16 protein-coding genes and 2 pseudogenes are annotated in these 19219 nt (G+C 56.0%); 7 read left to right on the forward strand and 11 right to left on the reverse strand.

Annotated elements, in window-relative coordinates:
• Positions 1 to 752 precede the first annotated feature (752 nt).
• Positions 753 to 965 (forward strand): hypothetical protein, encoded by a 213-nt coding sequence (locus tag BRA1417_RS0130530; protein WP_027519038.1) that lies wholly within the window; start codon positions 753 to 755, stop codon positions 963 to 965.
• 173 nt (positions 966 to 1138) lie between these two features.
• Here the strand turns inward: BRA1417_RS0130530 and BRA1417_RS0130535 are convergent, their stop codons facing one another.
• Positions 1139 to 1339 carry a cold-shock protein gene (locus BRA1417_RS0130535; RefSeq protein WP_027519039.1) on the reverse strand — a complete coding sequence of 67 codons (201 nt, stop codon included), beginning with the start codon at positions 1337 to 1339 and terminating at the stop codon, positions 1139 to 1141.
• Between the two features lie 172 nt (positions 1340 to 1511).
• Here BRA1417_RS0130535 and BRA1417_RS41015 point away from each other — a divergent pair, with 172 nt between their 5' ends.
• A complete protein-coding gene (locus BRA1417_RS41015; RefSeq protein ID WP_371260007.1) occupies positions 1512 to 1796 on the forward strand; it encodes a hypothetical protein in 285 nt (94 codons plus the stop codon).
• Positions 1797 to 2873: 1077 nt separating this feature from the next.
• On the opposite strand, the gene BRA1417_RS44365 is transcribed toward BRA1417_RS41015, so the two are convergent.
• Positions 2874 to 3101 (reverse strand): hypothetical protein, encoded by a 228-nt coding sequence (locus tag BRA1417_RS44365; protein ID WP_156948988.1) that lies wholly within the window; start codon positions 3099 to 3101, stop codon positions 2874 to 2876.
• Between the two features lie 181 nt (positions 3102 to 3282).
• Between BRA1417_RS44365 and BRA1417_RS44370 the strand changes: the two are divergent.
• Positions 3283 to 3443: pseudogene (locus BRA1417_RS44370) on the forward strand (IS3 family transposase); the annotation flags it as partial.
• 20 nt (positions 3444 to 3463) lie between these two features.
• Here the strand turns inward: BRA1417_RS44370 and BRA1417_RS0130555 are convergent.
• Positions 3464 to 4402 carry an IS110 family transposase gene (locus tag BRA1417_RS0130555; protein WP_245286133.1) on the reverse strand — a complete coding sequence of 313 codons (939 nt, stop codon included), beginning with the start codon at positions 4400 to 4402 and terminating at the stop codon, positions 3464 to 3466.
• Positions 4403 to 4627: 225 nt separating this feature from the next.
• Here BRA1417_RS0130555 and BRA1417_RS43100 point away from each other — a divergent pair.
• Together BRA1417_RS43100 and BRA1417_RS41035 are read left to right on the forward strand one after the other, a co-directional pair.
• A pseudogene (locus BRA1417_RS43100) lies at positions 4628 to 5145 on the forward strand (integrase core domain-containing protein); the annotation flags it as partial.
• 747 nt (positions 5146 to 5892) lie between these two features.
• Positions 5893 to 7839 carry an SDR family NAD(P)-dependent oxidoreductase gene (locus tag BRA1417_RS41035; protein ID WP_035968896.1) on the forward strand — a complete coding sequence of 649 codons (1947 nt, stop codon included), beginning with the start codon at positions 5893 to 5895 and terminating at the stop codon, positions 7837 to 7839.
• A gap of 292 nt (positions 7840 to 8131) precedes the next feature.
• Here the strand turns inward: BRA1417_RS41035 and BRA1417_RS0130570 are convergent, their stop codons facing one another.
• The 6 genes from BRA1417_RS0130570 to BRA1417_RS41845 are packed head-to-tail and all read right to left on the reverse strand — an operon-like array spanning position 8132 to position 13451.
• Positions 8132 to 8887 (reverse strand): sugar transferase, encoded by a 756-nt coding sequence (locus BRA1417_RS0130570; RefSeq protein ID WP_027519042.1) that lies wholly within the window; start codon positions 8885 to 8887, stop codon positions 8132 to 8134.
• Positions 8888 to 8916: 29 nt separating this feature from the next.
• Positions 8917 to 9834 (reverse strand): transketolase family protein, encoded by a 918-nt coding sequence (locus BRA1417_RS0130575; RefSeq protein WP_027519043.1) that lies wholly within the window; start codon positions 9832 to 9834, stop codon positions 8917 to 8919.
• Between the two features lie 2 nt (positions 9835 to 9836).
• On the reverse strand, positions 9837 to 10688 hold the full coding sequence (locus tag BRA1417_RS0130580; protein WP_035968898.1) for a transketolase: 852 nt from the start codon (positions 10686 to 10688) through the stop codon (positions 9837 to 9839).
• Between the two features lie 46 nt (positions 10689 to 10734).
• Positions 10735 to 11496 carry a TylF/MycF/NovP-related O-methyltransferase gene (locus tag BRA1417_RS0130585; protein ID WP_027519045.1) on the reverse strand — a complete coding sequence of 254 codons (762 nt, stop codon included), beginning with the start codon at positions 11494 to 11496 and terminating at the stop codon, positions 10735 to 10737.
• Between the two features lie 21 nt (positions 11497 to 11517).
• Positions 11518 to 12639, reverse strand: coding sequence for a DegT/DnrJ/EryC1/StrS aminotransferase family protein (locus BRA1417_RS41040; protein ID WP_035968899.1), 1122 nt, complete (start codon positions 12637 to 12639; stop codon positions 11518 to 11520).
• A 32-nt stretch (positions 12640 to 12671) separates the two neighbouring features.
• The gene (locus BRA1417_RS41845) at positions 12672 to 13451 is read right to left on the reverse strand and encodes a class I SAM-dependent methyltransferase (RefSeq protein WP_051448397.1); all 780 of its coding nucleotides are present in this window, start codon (positions 13449 to 13451) and stop codon (positions 12672 to 12674) included.
• Positions 13452 to 13669: 218 nt separating this feature from the next.
• On the opposite strand from BRA1417_RS41845, the gene BRA1417_RS0130600 reads away from it, so the two are divergent.
• Both BRA1417_RS0130600 and BRA1417_RS0130605 read left to right on the forward strand, forming a co-directional pair.
• Positions 13670 to 14857 (forward strand): hypothetical protein, encoded by a 1188-nt coding sequence (locus BRA1417_RS0130600; RefSeq protein WP_027519046.1) that lies wholly within the window; start codon positions 13670 to 13672, stop codon positions 14855 to 14857.
• A 123-nt stretch (positions 14858 to 14980) separates the two neighbouring features.
• Entirely contained in the window at positions 14981 to 16456 is a 1476-nt protein-coding gene (locus tag BRA1417_RS0130605) for an O-antigen ligase (protein WP_027519047.1), read from the forward strand.
• Between the two features lie 8 nt (positions 16457 to 16464).
• On the opposite strand, the gene BRA1417_RS0130610 is transcribed toward BRA1417_RS0130605, so the two are convergent.
• Together BRA1417_RS0130610 and BRA1417_RS0130615 are read right to left on the reverse strand one after the other, a co-directional pair.
• The gene (locus BRA1417_RS0130610; protein ID WP_051448511.1) at positions 16465 to 17790 is read right to left on the reverse strand and encodes a nucleotide sugar dehydrogenase; all 1326 of its coding nucleotides are present in this window, start codon (positions 17788 to 17790) and stop codon (positions 16465 to 16467) included.
• Between the two features lie 81 nt (positions 17791 to 17871).
• Entirely contained in the window at positions 17872 to 19095 is a 1224-nt protein-coding gene (locus BRA1417_RS0130615; RefSeq protein ID WP_198034870.1) for a glycosyltransferase, read from the reverse strand.
• Positions 19096 to 19219 lie beyond the last annotated feature (124 nt).

A 19219-nucleotide genomic window follows, 5' to 3' on the forward strand; every position in this document is an offset into this window, starting at 1 on the left:
AGATCCGCGCGTTTTGAATCAAAAGATTATGTTATTTAACTAGATGGGTCGGAAACCACCAAACCTCACGTGCGGCACTGGATCGCCGGTCGCCTAGCCGGCCTTTAACTGTTTTTTCTTCCCAACGAAATCCCACTGAAACAGACTAGGTCGATGCTGGCCGGATCGAAACCCGGGGTACGAGCATGCCAGCCCTGATGGACCTGATCTGGCGGCGCGTTGCCTACACGATGCTGATCGGCATGCGGTCCAGGTTAGTTAGGCAATTACCGAGGAGGTCGCGCGAGTGCGAGCGGCCGCGAGTCCGAAACAGGAACGAAATTGAACCTTCTGATCTTAATTCCCGCGCACGGAGGATACAGTGATGACTGCAACGATTGTTTTGGTTCTATTGGGGATTGTCGGTATTGACGTCGCACTCGGGTACGCTTTGGCCCGCTGGAACATCGATCTTTGATGGATATCCGGGAGCCGAAAGAGGCCGCAGCTAGTACTGCGCCAATAGTTCGGCGTAAATGCCCAAGATTGCGGCCGTGAAATAGACGTAGACACACCACATCATCCATGTGCGGGGAATGAGCTTAGCTCCTTTGGGCGACGCGACATCCAATATCTAAGCTACCCAGGGGCGCCGCGCCAGTGTGAGCGCGGGCGTTTGTTGCGGGGCCAAATCCCGATTCAGTGTAGCAGTTTGGCAACAGCACTTAGCGCGGAGCGCTGCTAAAGCACGCCGGCAATTCGCGGAGTCGAGCATGTCAATCGATCGCAAACAGACAGTCGAATGGAACGGCGAGACCTTGACTGGGTGGGTGGCCATCGATGGAACGCCAAAGAAAGTCTCGGCAGATCGTGCAACGATCCACGCTCAAGCTCCCGGGTTCAGTGATGCGTTAAGTAGGGAAATCGACCAGCACCGGGTCGAGATTTTCGAGAAGCTGCTGCCTTACTTTCGGCGGCACGGCTAGCTCCCTGAAAGATTTAGCCCACCGGGTCGGGCAAAGAAAACCCGCCGACCTTGTGAGCGAGCGGGAGTGGGTCGCAAGATTTTAGATGGGTGGGCACCCGATCTCTTTGGAATCAGACATATCATGATCGCCCGCCAGCGTGAACTGGCGGCCTCAGTGTGTGGGAGCTTCGCCTATAGTCTCAGATTACCTGCTGACTCCTTTCCGCGATCGCTCACGATTTCGTAGCTCACCTTTGCACCTTCCGCCAAACTACTGAACCCGGCCTTCTCCACAGCTGAAATGTGCACGAAGACGTCCTTACCGCCGCCGTCGGGCTGAATGAAGCCATAGCCTTTGCTCGCGTTGAACCATTTCACAATGCCTGTCGCCACGGACGTCTCTCCTGAAAAATGAACGTCATAACATGACAGAAGCTGAGAAAAACGGAAAGCCAGCATCTCACGATTCTAATGCACTTTTATTCTCGGCGTTGACGGCATCTCAGACTTCAACGCGCTGCACTCCCGAAAGCACGAATACGAGGCGCAGCTCTAGGCCTTCGACGTGCTGGCGCTGGCCGGTGACGATCTTCGCGACCTGCCGCTCCACCTGCACCAGGCCAACCTCCAGAGACTGCTAGCGCGACGGCCGGACGGGATCACCGTGGCGCCGTTTGAGCGGGGCGAGATCGGTCCTGACCTGTACCATGCCGCTTGCCGCGTGGGCTTGGAGGGGCTGGTCTCCAAACACTGCAATCGGCCGTACCGCGGCGGCCGACAGAAACATTGGGTCAAGGTCAAGAACCGGAGCCATCCGGCGATGACACGCTTGATGGAAGCCTCCAGATGAGAGAGCTTGGTCAGATTTTGATCGCCGGGGGATGCGGAGCACTGATCCGAGACGCCCGGGGGCATGTTGGGTTGATGAGCGGTAATGCCGAACTGAAGCAGCTAGTAGTCCGCCGAAACCGATCGTATATGGTGCGACGATATCCCACCGCGCGAATCGATCAGTGATGCGTTACGCTCCTTTGTTGTGCTTGCTCCTGACTGCCTGTTCTTCAATGTGGGCCGACACGTCAGGGCCCGTGCCGGAGTTACAGCCGGTGCAGGCACCCACCGAAGAAGCGATAAAAAAGGGCGTTCAGATTGCCGCCAAAGCAGCAAAGCTAGCTACGCCGGTTGAGGTCTCAGCCCTACGGAAGGCTGACCACGGACCAGGCGATTACTTTGTCTGCCTGAGAGAGGCGAGCCCGTTGCCTGACCAGCCACGCCCGACGTATTCCGTGTTCTTCGATGACGGGTACAAGGACTTTAGAATGTCCGTCATCCTAGAAAAGTGCGAGCAGCAGTCGTATTCGGCGACGAACTGAGACCTGAGGACGGAGGCTCGCCGGCAGTCCCTATGCCTCGCTCTGTCCGACGACACACGCCTACCCACGTCCTCTGATATCGAGCCGTGCTTGGTATGCGCCGAATGCGGCAACCGAGGGGCTCAGGTCAGACCGGATTTTGGCACCGGCAATCCGCCGCAGTTTGCGGGATCTAACGCGGCTTCGCCAGCCGCGGTCGCGCTTTCGCTCAGCCCAAAACGATAGTTTCAACTCTTATGTTCGCTTGTCTGATATCGAGCCACACTTCGTTTGCGGCGGATGCGGCAACCGATGGGCTGACGTCAGGCTGGATTTCAGCAGTGGCAGGCCGCCTCAATTTGCGGCCTCGAGCGCCCGTTGGCTACCCGTAGATCTCAGTCCCGAGTGAGTTGTTGGGCAGAAGACACCACCCCGGCAACAAGGGGAATGGCCAAGGCACCGTCTGATGTGTGCTGATAACCCGGCGCGGTGGAGGCGTTGTTAGCAAGCTGCTGCCGTTTTTCGACATGCCCGACCATTAACGCCGGATCTGGTGCCATTCTCCGCGCCCGGTTTCACCTTGACAAGCTTTGAGCATTGCCGAGCGCAGCGGTATCGCCCGGACACCTTACGCCTGAGGCGGCAAATTGGCAGAAATACGCACTTGCTTCACCGCCTTGAATTACCTTCGTAGGCGAAACTATCGTGCCGATCATCGCCGCCAAAAGCGGAAGAAAAAGACCGACAGTCGTGGCAGCAGTTGCAGTTATGAAACCTGCAGCAATTGCAGATTGCTCTTTCATATCGACTCCCTGAAATCGGCCAGCCGGATCACCCGCGTGCTGTGACCTTCGAAACGGTTTGCTAGATTTCCGGGTCTCCAGGCGATAGAAGATAAAGTCTCATGGTTAAATAATTGCTTACAGCTCCCCCTTAGACTAATCAGGTAAACGACCTTGGTCAGCATTCCCAATCGGCGCGAGGATGGACGTCTCAGAGGCCAAGCGACTGCGGTCGCTGGAGGACGAGAACACGAAGCTGAAGCGGCTTCTGGCTGACGCCACGTTGGACAATGCGGCGCTGAAGGATCTCCTGGGAAAGAAGTGGTGACGCCCGCAAGGAAGCGGAAAGCTGTCGCTCATCTGGTGGATGCCCGTAGCAACCATTAAGTCTGGATGACGTTTTCGCGCCAGGGCGTACCTCTGGCAACGACAGTGTTGGCATAGATCAGGAGCTTCCTGGCGCAAGCCACCATAGCGACGTTGTGGGCTTTCCCCGCGGCCGTGAGACGGCTGTAGAGGTTGATCAAGGCCTTATTCCAGCGGAAGGCTGCGGGGAGCGCGGCGGCGTAGAGGGAGCGCCGAAGACGGCCCCGGCCCCCGGCGATGTGACGCTGGCCTTTGTATTTCCCGCTGTCGTCGTCGAAGGGAGCAAGACCTGCGAGCGCCGATGCCTGCTCCCGGTTGATGCGGCCGAGCTCGGGCATCCGGATAATCAGGGCAAGCGCGGTGCGTTCGCCAATGCCCGGAACGCTTATGACGAGATCAAGTCGGGCAGCCAGGTCGTGGTGATCGCGCAATTGCTTGGCAATGAGGCGTAGCTGCGCCAGTCTTCGCACCTTGAGCCGCGCAATGTCGGCGAGAACCATTCGTTTCAGGCGCGGTTCGGCAATGTGCTCGAGCCGGGTCTTGAAGCGAGCGATATCCTCTTCGATTTGCTCGACGAAGGTCAGGCCGTCGGCAAGTGCCGTCAGTCGCTGGTCCGCCCCTATCTCATGTGGTTCGATTGCGGTCGCACATGCGGCAATCAAAGCCGCATCGAGCGCATCATTTTTAGCCCTCTGGCGGTGCATGCGCGCAAAGGCCCGCACCTGGATCGGTTGGAGAACCAGAACGAGAAAACCTGCCGCCTGCAGGTGCCTGACCACACCACGTTCGTAACCACCGGTCGCCTCGATCCCGACGCGTTCGACTCCGGCCTTTGTCAGCTCCAAACGAAGTTGTTTCCAACCCCGCATTGAGTTTGCGACTTGTAAACGCTGAGTCTGTCCGCAAATCGCAACGTCCAGCTTGTCTTTGGCCGTATCGATGCCGGCCACAATCATGCTAGTCTTTTCCATCTTCCTCGACCCTGCCTTGTGAAGCGAACCAAATTGTTCCGGCAACCATCCGGGTCCGATGAAGGTGCTGGCGCGATCACGCTACGGGGCAGCCACAAACTGCTCAGGATGGGTACGATCCGATCGCCAGCGGCCTGCTGCGGATTGCAGTCCGCAGCAGGCCATTCCTCACGGAACGGGTCGATGATATTCGATTCCGCTATTACAAGGATGACCGAACGGCGGGCGTGTAAAGTCATGGGCTGCTGCCGTATGACGATGAGATACCGGATGACCCGTGCCGACGATATCGGTCTTCGCCAGCGCATGAGGGCGATCGCCCAGCAGCGCCGCCGCTTCGCTACCGGCTGCATGTTCTGCTCAGGCGGAGGGGTATCTGGTCAACCACAAGAAGCTCTTCCGGCTCTATCGGGAAGAGAAGCTAACGTGCGTCGCCCAGCATGGTGGTCAGCGACAACGGCAGCGAGCTCACCAGCAACGCGATTCTCGCATGGGCCGACCAGGGCCGTGTCGCGTGGCACGACATCGCGCCGGGCAAACCCATGCAGAACGCCTTCATCGAGAGCTTCAAAGGTCGGCTGCGGGATGAGTTTTTGAACGAGACGCTGTTCACGTCATTGGCCCAAGCCCGCGTCGCGCTTGGATGCTGGCGGGCCGACTACAACGATACGCGACCCCACTCGCAGCTCGGATGGAGAACCCCGTCCGAGTTCGCGATGACCTGTCACTCACCGCCCAGCAGGCAAATCCAACGGCAAGGACGAACTCAGAACTGGATAAAACCTAGGGGCAAGGTCACTCTTAAGGTCTGCGCTGATCTTCAATCACTGGCTCAATTCCGCCTTAACCGGACGCAACATTTCAGGCTGCTTGGTCAACCGAGACTTAGCTCCTGTTATCGCTCCGACAGCCTAAGATGGGAGCACCGCGATCTCGAGGAGCCCACGGCTAACGCGCGCAAAAAGCAAGGAAAAACCGTACCAATCTGCTTTTTGCAACCTGGTGCGCGGCGCTCGGTTGTTCTCTTGCGGAACGAACAGCTCCGTCATTCTCGTTCCGCTCTCCGGTAGCACAGTCGCACACAGGCCGATGTTCGTGGCAAATGCACGCTAGCGATCCATCGCCATTAAGAATGGTCATAATGCAATTCCCGACCAATAAACCCATCAAAGGACGCAATGTCCCTCGCAACACTGCAGGACGAACGCGGCCTCAGCTTGGAACTATAAGCTAAGGCACTCTGTGTCTAGACAGGTGGACCACGGAACCTGGCGGTCCCACACAACTTGCTTTCGGGGCCCGACCTTGCGATGGTCCGTGCGGCGAGAACGGCAGATTCTCGCAATCTTGAGCTGCCCCTCTGTTGCAATTATGGCGACGGGCAAGAGCGGCGGAGGCGGCTAAATTGAAGGCGTACGATGCGAACTTTTGAACCATGCTGGATGAATGCTGTCCCGCTGGCAGTTAACTGAGTCATGCAACGGATATCCCAACTCACTCGACGCAACATTTTTATTGCGCTGCACGATCTGCTAGCCACCGGCTTAGCACTATTCGGCGCGGTCTATCTTCGATTCGAAGGGCGTGATGGTTTTTCTGCAAGCCTGCCCCTGCTGCTTGAAATCCTTCCTTACTTCCTGGCTTTGACGGCGGTTGTTTGCCTCAGCTTCGGACTAACTGCAACGAAGTGGCGGTTCTTTTCCCTACCGGACGCCATCAATGTCGTGCAAGTATCTACCGTTCTCACCGTAGCTCTCCTCGCGGTTGATTACATACTTGTGGCCCCCAATGTACTAGGCACATACTTCATCGGTAAGATAACTCTGGTACTATTCTGGTTTCTTGAAGTTTTCTTTCTCAGTTTTCTACGAGTCGCTTACCGTTATTTTCGCTATACGCGAGTTCGTCGGCATGCACGGATTGGCGAAGCCACGCCAACGCTTTTGATCGGCCGTGCCGCGGATGCCGAAGTTGTCCTACGTGGGATCGAGAGCGGAGCAATAAAAGGCATCTGGCCGGCCGCCATCCTTTCGCCCTCAAACACCGATCAAGGACAATTAGTTCGCGGTTTGCCCGTCCTAGGCAATACAGAAGACCTCGAGGAGGTCACGAACGATTTTGCGCTGCGTAAGAAGTCGATCGGACGCATTGTCATGACACCTTCGGCCTTTGAAGCGGAGGCGCAGCCAGAGGCGACTATTATGCGAGCTCGCCGCCTCGGCTTGATAGTCAACCGACTGCCTTCGCTGGAGAGCGGAGACGTACCGCGTCTTACGAACGTTGCTGTCGAAGATTTACTGCTCCGCTCTAGCGCGCAGGTTGATTACACCTCTCTGGAGAAGACAATAGCTGGCACCTCTGTTATTGTTACAGGCGGGGGAGGCTCGATTGGTTCGCAGATATGCGAGCGGGTTTTAGCATTCGGGGCCGCGCGGCTGTTAATCGTCGAAAATTCCGAACCGGCTCTGTACGCGGTTTCGGAAGCTCTGGAAGCTCTCCATAGCGGTGCTACTATCGAGGGACGCGTCGCTGATATCCGTGACCGCGAGCGCATGATGCAGCTGATGGCTGCGTTCAAGCCTGATCTTGTCTTTCATGCAGCGGCATTAAAACATGTCCCTATCCTCGAACGCGACCCTGGTGAAGGCGTTAAAACCAACATTTTTGGGTCGATCAATGTGGCTGATGCAGCTGTTGCGGCCGGCGCCAAGGCAATGGTGATGGTTTCCACCGACAAAGCCATTGAGCCGGTTTCAATGCTGGGCATGACCAAGCGCTTCGCTGAAATGTATTGTCAGGCGCTCGATCATGAGCTGGCCCTAGAAGAACACCCCGGAAGACTGCCTACACGGCTTATATCTGTCAGATTCGGTAATGTTCTGGCCTCGAATGGATCAGTTGTGCCGAAATTCAAAGCGCAAATTGAGGCAGGCGGCCCCGTCACGGTTACGCATCCTGACATGGTAAGATATTTTATGACGATTCGAGAGGCCTGCGATCTCGTCGCCACAGCGGCCGCACATGCGCTCCTCACAAAGCGATCGAAGGTTTCGGTTTACGTACTGAACATGGGCCGACCGGTTAAGATCTTGGACCTTGCCGAACGCATGATCAGTCTCTCAGGCCTTCAGCCGGGCCGCGATATTGAGATTATCTTTACTGGTATGCGTCCTGGGGAACGCCTGAACGAGATCTTGTTTGCTTCCGAAGAACCCGCGGTCGAAATAGGGATAGCGGGTGTCTTGGCCGCTAAACCGAACCAACCTCCTATGCATGAGTTGCGCAAGTGGATCACGTTGCTCAGGCGGGCGATTAAGCAGGATGACTCGCTGACGCTTCGGACCGTCCTCACGGCAGCCGTACCGGAGTTTAATCGTCTAGATAGTCGCATTGCCTCACCGGAAGTTCGTACTTCGGAATAAAGAAGCTCGCCGGTAGACTGACGGGATTGTCGGTAACGGAAAGGTCGATGCCTTGGCAAATAGATAGCCCGCGACTATTGAGCGGCTCGACGCGATCGACGATGCAAGGAGTAGGTACAGGCCAACTCGATCGCGCCAAATCGAGCTGATCCGACCCTGTTTGTGGTCTTGGTCCAATGAGATCTTACGACCCGGGCCGACATCACATCAGCATTGGTACGCCTTTGAAAGCGCTGCGGCGGCAGAAGCTCGATAGGGCAGAGCGCCCTTTTCCTTAGCGCGTTCGAATGCCTCAAACGCTTACGGGAGGGTAGAGAGTTTGGACAACTTCGTTCATGCCCGGCGGCGGGAAGGCCGGCAGCGGCTTGTCCCGGCGCGACACGTCGATCAGCTTTGGATCCGCGCCGTTCGTCGCGAGGATTCGATGAACGCCGTCCAGCGCCAGCGGCTTGTTAGCGATCGCGATGATGGTCAGGAGGATCAGCTCTAGATTCAGGACCAGGCTGCGCTTTTCAACATAGAAAAGGCCAAGACGACTTTTCCATGGACGAATGATTTGCTCGTAAAGCAGGTCAGGATCGGAAGAACCGCGCAAGATTTCACCTTCATCGGAGAATACGATCGAAGCGAGATCGGTAATTCCAGGTCGCACAGTCAACAGCTTTTTCTCGTCCGAGCTGTAACCACCAACGGCTTGGAGAACGTTCGGACGGGGGCCAACGAGGCTCATGTCTCCCTTCAGCACGTTCCAAAGCTGCGTGATTTCGTCAAGCTTATATCGTCGGATTAAATGCCCGACACGCGTGATCCGCATGTCAGTATTGGAGGTCGAAGCAACGCCGGTGCGATCGGCATTCTTGACCATCGAACGCAGCTTGACCATCTCGAAAGCCCGCCCGCCGCGTCCGGCACGTTCGGCGACGTAGAACGGAGAAGAGCCATCTTGCCACCAAACCGCTATCATCGCCGCCAGAATGACAGGCGAAAAGACGATCAGGCCGATCAGCGAGAGAACGATGTCGCATGCGCGCATCGAGACGGAATACATGACCTCCAACCGGCCTCTCTAGCCGCTCCCTAACCAAATAACTCGCGAACTGCCTCACAAATCGCCGACGCATCGACCTTGTAGTAATTGCGCAGAAACTGCTGATCTCCGACTACTGCGGAATATACACCGGCCAAACCCAGACGTCTGAATTTGACACCGATTCCAGTCTCGACGCAGACTTCGGCCACCGCACCGCCCAGTCCACCACTCACTTGATTTTCCTCGACGGTGACAATCGCCTTCGTCGTCGCGATAGCATCACGAATTTCTTCAGCGTCAACAGGGGTCAATGTGTGCATGCTCACGACCCTCGCAGAGATATTCTGTTTCGACAATTCATCGGCTGCGCCAAGTGCATCGGCCACAACGCCGCCCGCGCCGATAATCGTCACGTCTCGCCCCTCGCGTACACGCCGCGCTTTCCCAAGCTTGTAGGGAATGCCCGAGACGGATGTATCGATTGGAACCTGCTTTTCGATACGGAGATAGCCGACGCCCGGCGCAGCAATAAGGGCACGCACGGCGTGGCGGGTTTCGAACCGGTCGCAAGGCGCGACTACAGTCACCCCCGGAAGCGCGCGCATGATCGAGATATCCTCGGTCGCGTGGTGCGACATACCGAGATTCCCATAGGTGAATCCACCACCGCTGCATATAACGTTAACGTTTGCGCCGTGATAAGCCGCATCGTTCCGGATCTGCTCAAGACAGCGAAGCGTGGAGAAATTGCCAATGGAATAAGCGAATATCTTCCAACCATCCAGCGCAAGACCAGTACTGATCCCGATCATATTTTGCTCAGCAACGCCGACATTAATAAAACGATCCGGAAACCGCGCGATAAATTCGTCGAAGATACCAAAGCCGAGATCGGCAGTCACGAGCATGACGCGCTCGTCCTCTCCAGCAAGCTCAACTAACGTACCAATAAAGCCGTCTCTCATGGCTAGGGGCGCGCCCTTTCAAGCTCCGCTACCGCGGCCACATACTCGTCACCCTGCGGGGTGCGATAGTGCCAAAGCACGGAATTTTCCATAAAACTAACGCCGCGTCCCTTGATTGTGTGGGCGATGAGAAGGCTCGGCTTGCCGCTCTCGAACGGGACACGGGCAAGCTGGCGCACCAGTGCCGCGTGATCGTGACCGTCGATCTCCTCCACGGCCCAGTTGCAGGCCACCAGTTTGTCTCGCAGCGGCTCGAGCCGCAGCGTATCGTCGACTGAACGCAGACTCTGGAGCTTGTTGTAATCCACGATCGCGACGAGATTGTCGAGCTTGTGATGCGCCGCGAACAGGAACGCTTCCCAGTTCGAACCTTCATCGCATTCGCCGTCGCTCATTAAAACGAAGGCACGATGCGATGCCTTGCGCTTCTTTGCGCTCAGCGCCATTCCGGTTGCGACCGACAGCCCGTGCCCCAGAGAACCGGTCGAGAGTTCTATTCCCGGAATGCCTTTGTGCGAGATGTGGCCCGATAAAAGCGAACCGTTGATGCAGTATTTCTTCAGCTCTTCGGTCGAAAAGAACTGCATCTCGGCCAGCGCTGCGTAGAGAGCGCAACCCGCGTGGCCTTTGCTCAGTACAAAACGGTCGCGTGCAGGGTCACTTGGATTGAGCGGATCGACGGACAGAATGGAATCGTACAGCACCGCAACGATATCGGAGATCGAAAAAATCGAGCCGATGTGAGATGTCTTTGCGCGATTGACCATATCGACGGCATGACGGCGAATTCGCCACGCAAGCTCAGCCGAGGACTCCCAGCGATTAGCCTGTTCGGGATGTGTGCTACCGATCATGGTCCGAAGGTCCTCAGTATCGCGCCGCCGAGCCTTGACAGCCGGACTAGTCTATTACCGCATAAGCAATATAGGGATCGAAGGAAAGACGCCTCAACTGCAGCTTCTGGCGCTGACAGAATTCAACCATGGCCAGCGTCTCGCCTGGCCACAGTGGATTGTCCAGTTCGTCGAACGCTATGATGGCCCCCTTCGGCATTCGTGGAACGAAACTTTCCAACGCTACCTTAGTCCCCTCGTATAGATCGAAGTCGAGGAACAGCAGCGATACCACAAGGTGCGGATGCTCGTTAACGAACTGCGGGATGGTTTTGGCGCCATCGCCCTTGATCAGCTTGACCTTTGGGATGTGTCCGATGAAGCGCGTGGAATCGTGAATCGCACTGAGTTGCATGATTTCGTCGTAGCTGTCGGCGGCGAGATCACCTGCCTTCACATGTTTGCTGGCATCCGCGATATCCTTCGAGTCGAGATCGGGAAATCCGCCGAAAGTATCGAAGCCGTAGATTCTGCGCGTCAGATTGACCGGCTCCATGATGGCCGAAAGCTTGGCCCAGGTCATGATTCCGAACCCCTGATGCACGCCACATTCGATAATCGAGCCCTTGACCTCGACGACTTGCTTGAAAATCTCGTAAAGTGCGAGGAAACGAGTCAGGTTCTGCCGCCGGACATACTTCGGGAAGTTCTCGATCTTCTTTTCCCACGGCAGCGCATTGGCTTCGAACAACAGCTTGTTGCCCGCAGCCTCGTGCTGCTCCGCCTCGGTACGAAAGCCGCCGGCCACCGCGGGCTCGTTGTGAGTCATATTAAGCTCTCGAATACAGGATCAGCGTTCAGGCGTTCCACGCCGATAGAATTCTGCAATGGCGCTGCTGATATATGCCACGGCCTCGTCATCCACTGACACATTCATGGGCAAAAGCAAATACCGTTGTGTCATGCTCTCGGTGTACGGCACATTGCCGCTGAGCCCCAGCTTCTCGAACTGGTGAATGGTATAGCCGCCCCACTGGATGATTGTGCCGACGCCCCGGTCCTGAAGATACGCCTTAAGTTCGTCGCGATCTTCCGCCTCGATCTCGTAGTTCTGGAAAATGTCATAATGGTCCGGCTCGGAATCAGGAGGCGGCGGCAGCCTGAGTTTCTCGATAGTCTTGAGACGCTCGTGATATTGCCGCGCAATCGAGCGGCGACGTTCGACTTCCTTGTCGTAGTAGCGGAATTTGACGTTGAGAAGTGCAGCCTGAATGTTGTCGAGCCGCGAATTATAGCCCCAGGCCTCGACCTTGCCGGATTTTCCGCGGCCATGATCGCGCAGCATACGGGCGTTATCTGCGATGGAATCGTCGTCCGTGATGATGGCACCGCCATCTCCGAAGCAGCCGAGCGTCTTCGACGGGTAGAACGAAAAAGCCCCCACTGCGCCGAACCGGCCCGCCTGTTTACCTCGGAATTTCGCACCCAAGGCCTGGCAACTGTCCTCAATAACCTTGAGGCCATGTTTCGCCGCAACTTCGCAAATCGCGTCCATGTTGGCCACGCGACCATTCAGCTGGACCGGCATGATCGCGCTAGTTCGGTTCGTGATCGCCTTCTCTGCGGAGGCCACGTCCATCAGGTGATCCGGGCCGCAGTCGACGAGAACAGGTACCGCACCCGCGTGATGTGCCGCAGCCGCGCTTGCTACGAAGGTATGCGACGGCACCAGAACTTCATCCCCCGGCCGGATCCCGGCAGACCTAAGCCCGATCAAGAGGGCCATCGTTCCGTCGGCGACTCCGATCGCATGCTTCGCGCCGGTATATTCGGCGAGCGTCCTCTCGAAGTCATCCAGATCCTTCTGCATAATGAAGGCGCCGCGCCCGCTCGCATTCCGAAATGCCTCGACGAACTCGGCCTCATAAAGACGGAACAGTGCCGGATAGTCAAAAAACGGTATCTTCTTCATTTGTGATCCGTGCCGAGGCACACTCCTGAAATTCAATGACGCTGGGCTGCGCAGTAGACTACCCTGTGCCGCCGGTCGGGAACGCCAGCCGGAATTGGCACCGCCCGCTCATATTCGATCATCCCTTCGCTAATTTCGATCGGCATGCGTACAAGGGAGCCGAACACGATCCGCTTCAAGAACTTCTTCCCGTTCATCGTCTTCGGCATCAAATTCAAGCCCACAACCGCTCTCTTCACTGGAACCAGCGCCCGCTGCCATAGAGGCGCGGCTTCATAGGTCCAGTAGCCGAAAAAGGTTGTCGTAAACGCGTCCGGATCGAACAAGCGGCCGAGTTCCTGTACGCCATGGTAGGTGTGCGAATAGGGGCTCGGATTGAAATCCGGCATGTCTTTATTAGAATTCGTAACCAGGACATAGCCGCCTGAGCGAAGCACGCGGCGGCATTCAGCAACGAACGCTGAAGGGTCCGGCAAGTAGTACAGCGCTTCGAAAATAACGATCACGTCGAGCGAGTTGTCCCCGAAAGGCAGCGCCTGTGCGTCGATCACTTGGGTCGGAACCCGGCGGCCATAATGGGCAGTCACCCGTGCCACCAATGTGGGATTGATATCGCCAGCATAGATAGTTCGGGCCCGCTGCGCCAGGTAGCCCAGCCCGAAACCGCTACCGCAAGCAACTTCCAACACATCCTTCTCTTCGCAATATGCTGCCGCCCAATAATAGCGATGACAAGCGCTCGCAACCTGCTGTCGAGTCACCTCATCGCCAGCAAGTTCCGTGATCGTGCTGAAATCCGCAGCCGTTTGCATGCGACTATCAAATCAACTGTTGTTCGAATGGGTTACAGGGTGCGGGGCAGCGACGACACCAGCGCCCTACGGGTCTTAAAGCAACTGTCCCCGATTTGCAACAAGCCCAATTCCGGCGATTTTTGGTAATATGCAGAGATCATTGCGCTTTCACCGCGAGTGCCATATGGCTCCCACAGGTTGATCTCCGGATCCGAGATGGAATCAGAACGCGCTCCATGACACTTCACTCGCTCCCTGGGTACGCGCATGGCGCGTTCTGGAAAGTTCTCGCGCTTCTGGCAAAGGCGGCATTCGTCTTCCTAATCATTCCGCGGTTAGCAGATGGCGTTTTCGGTGGATATAGCCTCGCCTCGACTATTACGATGCTTGTGGCAGTCGGGTTGTCCCTCGGGGCACTCGATGCGCTTCCGGTGTTCACGCGCGGCCGGAAGGCTATCGAACGGAGCTTGGCCCCGCTCTTTCATATGGTCCTGATCGCTGCAGGCCTTTGTCTCGCGGCTTATGCGATTGTAGGCGGCATCGTGTCGATCGCTGCTGCTGTGGCGGCCGCCAATCTCAGCTACTTGATCTTATCGGGCATCCTGCGTTCAAGCCGGCCGCATTACTATGAACTGCTGATTAACTTGCCCATTCCTCTTTTCGTTGGACTTTGCGCATTTCTTCTGGCTCCCGATCTCGAACGACTCCTTTTGCAGTTTGCATTGGCACACCTGGCGGTTGTGATTGCGATTGGCGCCTGCGGCGGCCTTCTATCCCCAAGCAGCCATAGGCAACGCATCTACTCGATCTCGATCGTGCGTCGCCTGCTGAAGACGGGCAACATCAAGAGCGTGTCGGCGATCCTCCTTCTCGTTGACTTTAGAGCTCTGATTTTGGTGCCCGGGATCCTGTTTGCCACCGTGCCCGCCGACGCGCTGGCCATGGCCCTCACGCTAGCGGAGGCTGTTTGGCAGCTTGGCATGGTCGTTGTGAACCGAAATTATTCGCTCTACTGCAAGGGGGTGGGAACTCTTAGAGATTCGGTCAGGACTGCCTGTTTGCTCCTTACCTGTTTTGTCCTTTTAGGATGTGCGTTCATCTTGCTCCCGATACCGTTCACCATCCGCCGCTTCGACTGGCACTTGATCGGCTGGGCGCTTCTGTTTTTCGCTGCAATGATTAGTCTGCTAGAATTACGTTACTTTTTTTGGTCTCGCGGCCAGTACGACTATCAAATTGTGCTGGCGCAAGTTGTGATCGCGAGCGTTCAGGTTGTCGTTGTCGCAACTCTGCCGGAACAATTCTGGCTTCCTGCCTCAGCTCTGATGGCTCTGGCGGGAACCGTGGCATTGTTGGCTCACCTCCTGCGAACCAAACTTGGCCTCTCAACACCAGCGGGGTCTCCAAAAACCACCCATTGCTAGTCTCACCTACTCCTGTTGACCCGTCTAACTTTTGTGTGCGATTTGAAAGCACCCTTGCAGAAGTGATTTCTCCAGCTTCTTTGACGTTGGCCGTTTGCACCGGCGCACCTCGGTGGGACCGAAATGCTGCACAACATCTCCTTGCCTAAACTGCTTGAACGGCGAGACCTCCTTGGGGCATTCGCCTTCGCGGTCGCAGCAATCTCCGGCAAGCTTTCTGCAACGAGGTTCATGGGCGAGGTATTCCCTCCGTGGCTTCTTGAAGTGCGGCTATGGACCACCATCGTGGCCGTAATTCTCCTGCTCCCGTTCGCGCGCTTGATCGACTGGAATCGCTGGAATAGCTTCTCTTTCTGCGGTGTTTTCGTCCTGATTGTCTATCTGATCCTACGCGCACCATTCGGCGCCGCCGACCTCACGGCCCGGAAAGTTGTCGACCTGATCTATCTGATCATTCTCTGCTACTTGGCTGTAATCGTCGCTTCGGATGCAGCCAGATACAAGATTTGCGGCGCGACGGTTTTGATCGTCAGCGGAGCCCTCTTTCTGCTTGCTCTGACGGGCGTCGCAGCGAACCCGGAATTGAATGGGTTGGGTTGGGCCGCAGTCGGAGGTCCTTTGACATTTTACCGGCTCGAATTCCTGGGTTTCAGTTGTGCTTTGTGGATGATTTTGCACAACAAATGCCATCTAGCTTTCGGAAGTATGCTCCTTGGCGTTTTTCTGTTTGCGACTTTGGCCTCGCTGTCGAAGGCTGCTTATGGAGCGGCCGCGATTGCTATTCTGGTGCTGACGGCAGGACTGATCGCACAACGTAATTGGCGCACCCTCACGATGCTTGTGACGATCTCCATCTTTGTTTTTCTCGGTTGGCATGAATTTCTGGCAAGCAAATTCTACATGCGCGCCAATACTGCGTTCGCCTCCCAGCAAACCGCTCCAACCGAAAGTGATCTCGCACAAATAGAAAAGCGCTATCAATTGGTAGTTCCTTCAAACAAGACCAAGAGCGCCCTTCATGAGCCTGGGATCACAGAATCCGAAAAAGGAGCCGCTGCAGGCCACTTTCTTGCTCCTGGTTTCAGTTTCTCGACTGAATTTCGCTGGTGTGTCTTGGACGATCAGAACGGCGGCGAGAAAGCCAGAGTGACTTGCCATGAGAGGACATTGATCGACCAATCTCAGCGCCTGTTCTTCCTATTTAAGGCCCTAGAGCAGCCCACACTGTTCGGTCACGGAATCGCGAACTTTCGTGTGCTAGCGCTGAATCCCGGCGCGGGGTACAGGCTTGAGCAGTACAACTACCCGCACAACATCATCCTTGAACTACTCTACGATTCTGGAATCGTGGGTGTCGGTCTTCTTGTCGTTGCGCTAGTTTTCGCGCTTGCAGGGTTCTTTCGGTTTGTCGGGCGCGAGCCCGCCTTGCTTGCCATCGGGGGTTTTGGATTGTTTATGTTCATTTCTGCCTTGGCAGGCGGCGATTTCTACGATTTTCGGCTGTTCTGGTTGGTTGCATTGATGTGGAGTACATACGCTGGCGCTTGGAGTCAGGATGCACTGCTGATGCAGGCTACGAATAAAGAACATCTCGCCTGACAGCCGCTTTAGGCAGAGACGATATGAGTTCCAATCAATCCTCGCTTGCCGCAAGCGTTGCGCGTATCGACCACAAGACGCGCCCACTTGACCAGCGCTGCATAATCGACGTCGTCGTGATCAGTGGCGATCAGCACCGCATCATATGAATCGATTTCCGGACCGAACGCGATAGATTTCCTGTTGGCCAGGTCTCCGTGTTCTCGCGTCGGAGGAATAATCCGAACATGGGGGTCATAGAACTCGACAGTTGCTCCGCGCGCTTCAAGTAACTCGATCAAGACGAGAGATGGGCTCTCCCGGATGTCATCGATATTCTTCTTGTAAGCCAGCCCCAGCACTAGAATGCGCGAGCCATTTAACCCCTTCCGGAACTCACGATCGAGCGCGATCGCCAGCTCGCTGATAACGTGGCTAGGCATGTTGGAATTGATTTCGCCGGCCAGTTCGATAAACCGCGTCGCGATTCCGAACTCTCGAGCTTTCCAGGTGAGATAGAAAGGGTCGATCGGGATGCAGTGACCGCCGAGACCCGGGCCGGGATAGAATGGCATGAAGCCAAACGGCTTGGTCTTGGCCGCTTCGATCACTTCCCAGATGTCGATTCCCATTTTTTTGTATATTATCTTCAGCTCATTTACGAGGGCAATATTGACGGCGCGGAAAATGTTCTCGGTAATCTTTACCGCTTCAGCGGTTGCAGCTGACGATACTGGAACTGTCTTCGCAATGAAGCCGTCGTAAAGGGCGACCGCCAGTTCGCGTGCGAGTAGATCATCGCTCCCAATGACTTTTGGAATCCGAGTGGTGCTGAAATCCGGATTGCCGGGGTCCTCGCGCTCGGGAGAAAATGCTAGAAAGAAATCGACACCGTTGCGGAGTCCGCTTTTTTCGAGGATGGGCTGCAACACCTCACGAGTTGTCCCGGGAAACGTTGTCGATTCCAGAACTACCAACTGGCCTGCACGCAAATTCGCGGAAACCACAGCCGCTGTGGACTCTACAAACGACAGATCAGGCTCGAGATGCGCCGTCAAAGGAGTCGGAACGCAGATGAGGATGGCGTCGGCTTCGCGTAGGCGGGAAAAGTTTGATGTTGCTTGGAAGCGGCCGCTCTGGTTGGCCAACGCTATCTTGCTGGCTTCGATGTGTTTGATATAGCTTTGTCCATTTGCCAGTAGCTCCGGCTTTTCAGGATCAATGTCAAAGCCAATCACGCGCGAACCAGATTCGGCTATAGCGATGCAGAGCGGAAGGCCGACGTAACCAAGCCCTATAACGCCGACAATGGCCTTCCGGCTGCGAAATCTGCCCACGAGATTATCAACTGACATGTTCAGCTTTCTTTCGTATGTAAGTGCCGCTAGGTACACACTAAGGGCTTGGCCAAGAACATAAATCGTCTGTGGAATAGCCTATAAAGCCATCGGACGATGGGACGCAACATCCTTCTGAGGGGACGCCGTAGCGGCAATGTGCTCAAGATGCAGGCAAAAGCTGTCGTAGATTCTTTCAGGATCGAAGAGTTCTTTGTAAACCTCTAGCGCCTTCTGTTTTTTCATCCCGAAGGAAAGACGGTCGGCCGATATAAGTTGCAAGCACTTGGCGACCGAAGTCTCATCGCCCTCACTGTAGAAGTACCCCAAACCGCGCATCTCCAACAGCGAACGGACCAGCCCCGTTAGACCGGTCATGATCGGCAGCCCTGCACCGAGGTACTCACCCACCTTGTTAGGATAATGCACGACAAAATCTGCCGTCGAAAAATAGGGTACGATACCATAGTGGCACCGCCGCAGTAGGACATGGATTTCGGCGGCTGTTCTCCAGCCTGCGAAAACGATGTGCTTTTCGTTCCGGCCCAATCTGCGCAATTCCTCGTCCTGATCCCCCTTACCGCAAATGACGAGTTTCGCCCTTTGCTTTTCGGCCACCGGAAGCTGGACCGCCCCCTGTACCAAAGTTTTCAGGTCCAGCCGATGACTTAGTGTCCCGGCGAAACATCCAATGATATGGTCACTGCTGGATGCAATGCCCATCTCATCCCAGAACCGTTCTGCATCGCGGATATCCGACTTCGCCGGCGGAGTTGGATTGATTGCTAGGTGAAAGGCTCGATCGAGGGGGCCGCGCCGACGACTGCCTCGCTGCAACGCCCAATCCACGAAGCCATCAGTCACACCGAGAACCGCAGTCGCATTCCGAACGGTATAGCGAAGCGAACGGTTCCAATAGGCCAAAGCCGGAATCGCCGCAAGGCGGGTAAGGCCGGACGTGTGATCGGCGATGATGTCCGGCCACATATCTCTGAAGTCGATAGCGATAGGAATATTTTGCGATACGGCAAACCGAACAGCGGCTTCGGCCAGTTCGATTGGAGGATATCCGCAAAGAATGATGTCAGGACACGGCAGCGTCGGCGCAAGGCGAGCGAATTCGCGAGCATTCTGAATTTGACTTACGATACGACCGAATGAGACATTCTTTGGGTAGAGTCGACCGTACAGCAGCACTAACTTGTAACCTTCCGGTCTGTCCGCAATCGACGTTGTCGAAGCGCGTTGCTCCTTTCTCTGGTGATTGACCGTGGAATTCCACCATGTCACTTCGTGCCCACGGAGAGCCAATCGTTCCGCCATAATACCGGTTCTCAGGAGACGCGGCTTACCGGCATCCGAGGGTATTTCCTCTCCTGTGTTGACTAACCATATTCGCATGTAAAATCACCTACGGAGGATTGCTAAATTCGCGGTGTCGGTCGCC

It is taken from the genome of Bradyrhizobium sp. WSM1417 (assembly GCF_000515415.1).
In the GTDB taxonomy this organism is placed as follows: domain Bacteria; phylum Pseudomonadota; class Alphaproteobacteria; order Rhizobiales; family Xanthobacteraceae; genus Bradyrhizobium.

Excerpts from the sequence above, each read along its gene's own strand:
- BRA1417_RS0130530 (WP_027519038.1), top strand. The coding sequence starts at position 753 with ATGTCAATCGATCGCAAACAGACAGTCGAATGGAACGGCGAGACCTTG.
- BRA1417_RS44365 (WP_156948988.1), bottom strand. The coding sequence starts at position 3,101 with ATGAAAGAGCAATCTGCAATTGCTGCAGGTTTCATAACTGCAACTGCT.
- BRA1417_RS0130555 (WP_245286133.1), bottom strand. The coding sequence starts at position 4,402 with ATGATTGTGGCCGGCATCGATACGGCCAAAGACAAGCTGGACGTTGCG.
- BRA1417_RS41035 (WP_035968896.1), top strand. The coding sequence starts at position 5,893 with ATGCAACGGATATCCCAACTCACTCGACGCAACATTTTTATTGCGCTG.
- BRA1417_RS0130570 (WP_027519042.1), bottom strand. The coding sequence starts at position 8,887 with ATGTATTCCGTCTCGATGCGCGCATGCGACATCGTTCTCTCGCTGATC.
- BRA1417_RS0130575 (WP_027519043.1), bottom strand. The coding sequence starts at position 9,834 with ATGAGAGACGGCTTTATTGGTACGTTAGTTGAGCTTGCTGGAGAGGAC.
- BRA1417_RS0130580 (WP_035968898.1), bottom strand. The coding sequence starts at position 10,688 with ATGATCGGTAGCACACATCCCGAACAGGCTAATCGCTGGGAGTCCTCG.
- BRA1417_RS0130585 (WP_027519045.1), bottom strand. The coding sequence starts at position 11,496 with ATGACTCACAACGAGCCCGCGGTGGCCGGCGGCTTTCGTACCGAGGCG.
- BRA1417_RS41040 (WP_035968899.1), bottom strand. The coding sequence starts at position 12,639 with ATGAAGAAGATACCGTTTTTTGACTATCCGGCACTGTTCCGTCTTTAT.
- BRA1417_RS41845 (WP_051448397.1), bottom strand. The coding sequence starts at position 13,451 with ATGCAAACGGCTGCGGATTTCAGCACGATCACGGAACTTGCTGGCGAT.
- BRA1417_RS0130600 (WP_027519046.1), top strand. The coding sequence starts at position 13,670 with ATGACACTTCACTCGCTCCCTGGGTACGCGCATGGCGCGTTCTGGAAA.
- BRA1417_RS0130605 (WP_027519047.1), top strand. The coding sequence starts at position 14,981 with ATGCTGCACAACATCTCCTTGCCTAAACTGCTTGAACGGCGAGACCTC.
- BRA1417_RS0130610 (WP_051448511.1), bottom strand. The coding sequence starts at position 17,790 with ATGTCAGTTGATAATCTCGTGGGCAGATTTCGCAGCCGGAAGGCCATT.
- BRA1417_RS0130615 (WP_198034870.1), bottom strand. The coding sequence starts at position 19,095 with ATGGCGGAACGATTGGCTCTCCGTGGGCACGAAGTGACATGGTGGAAT.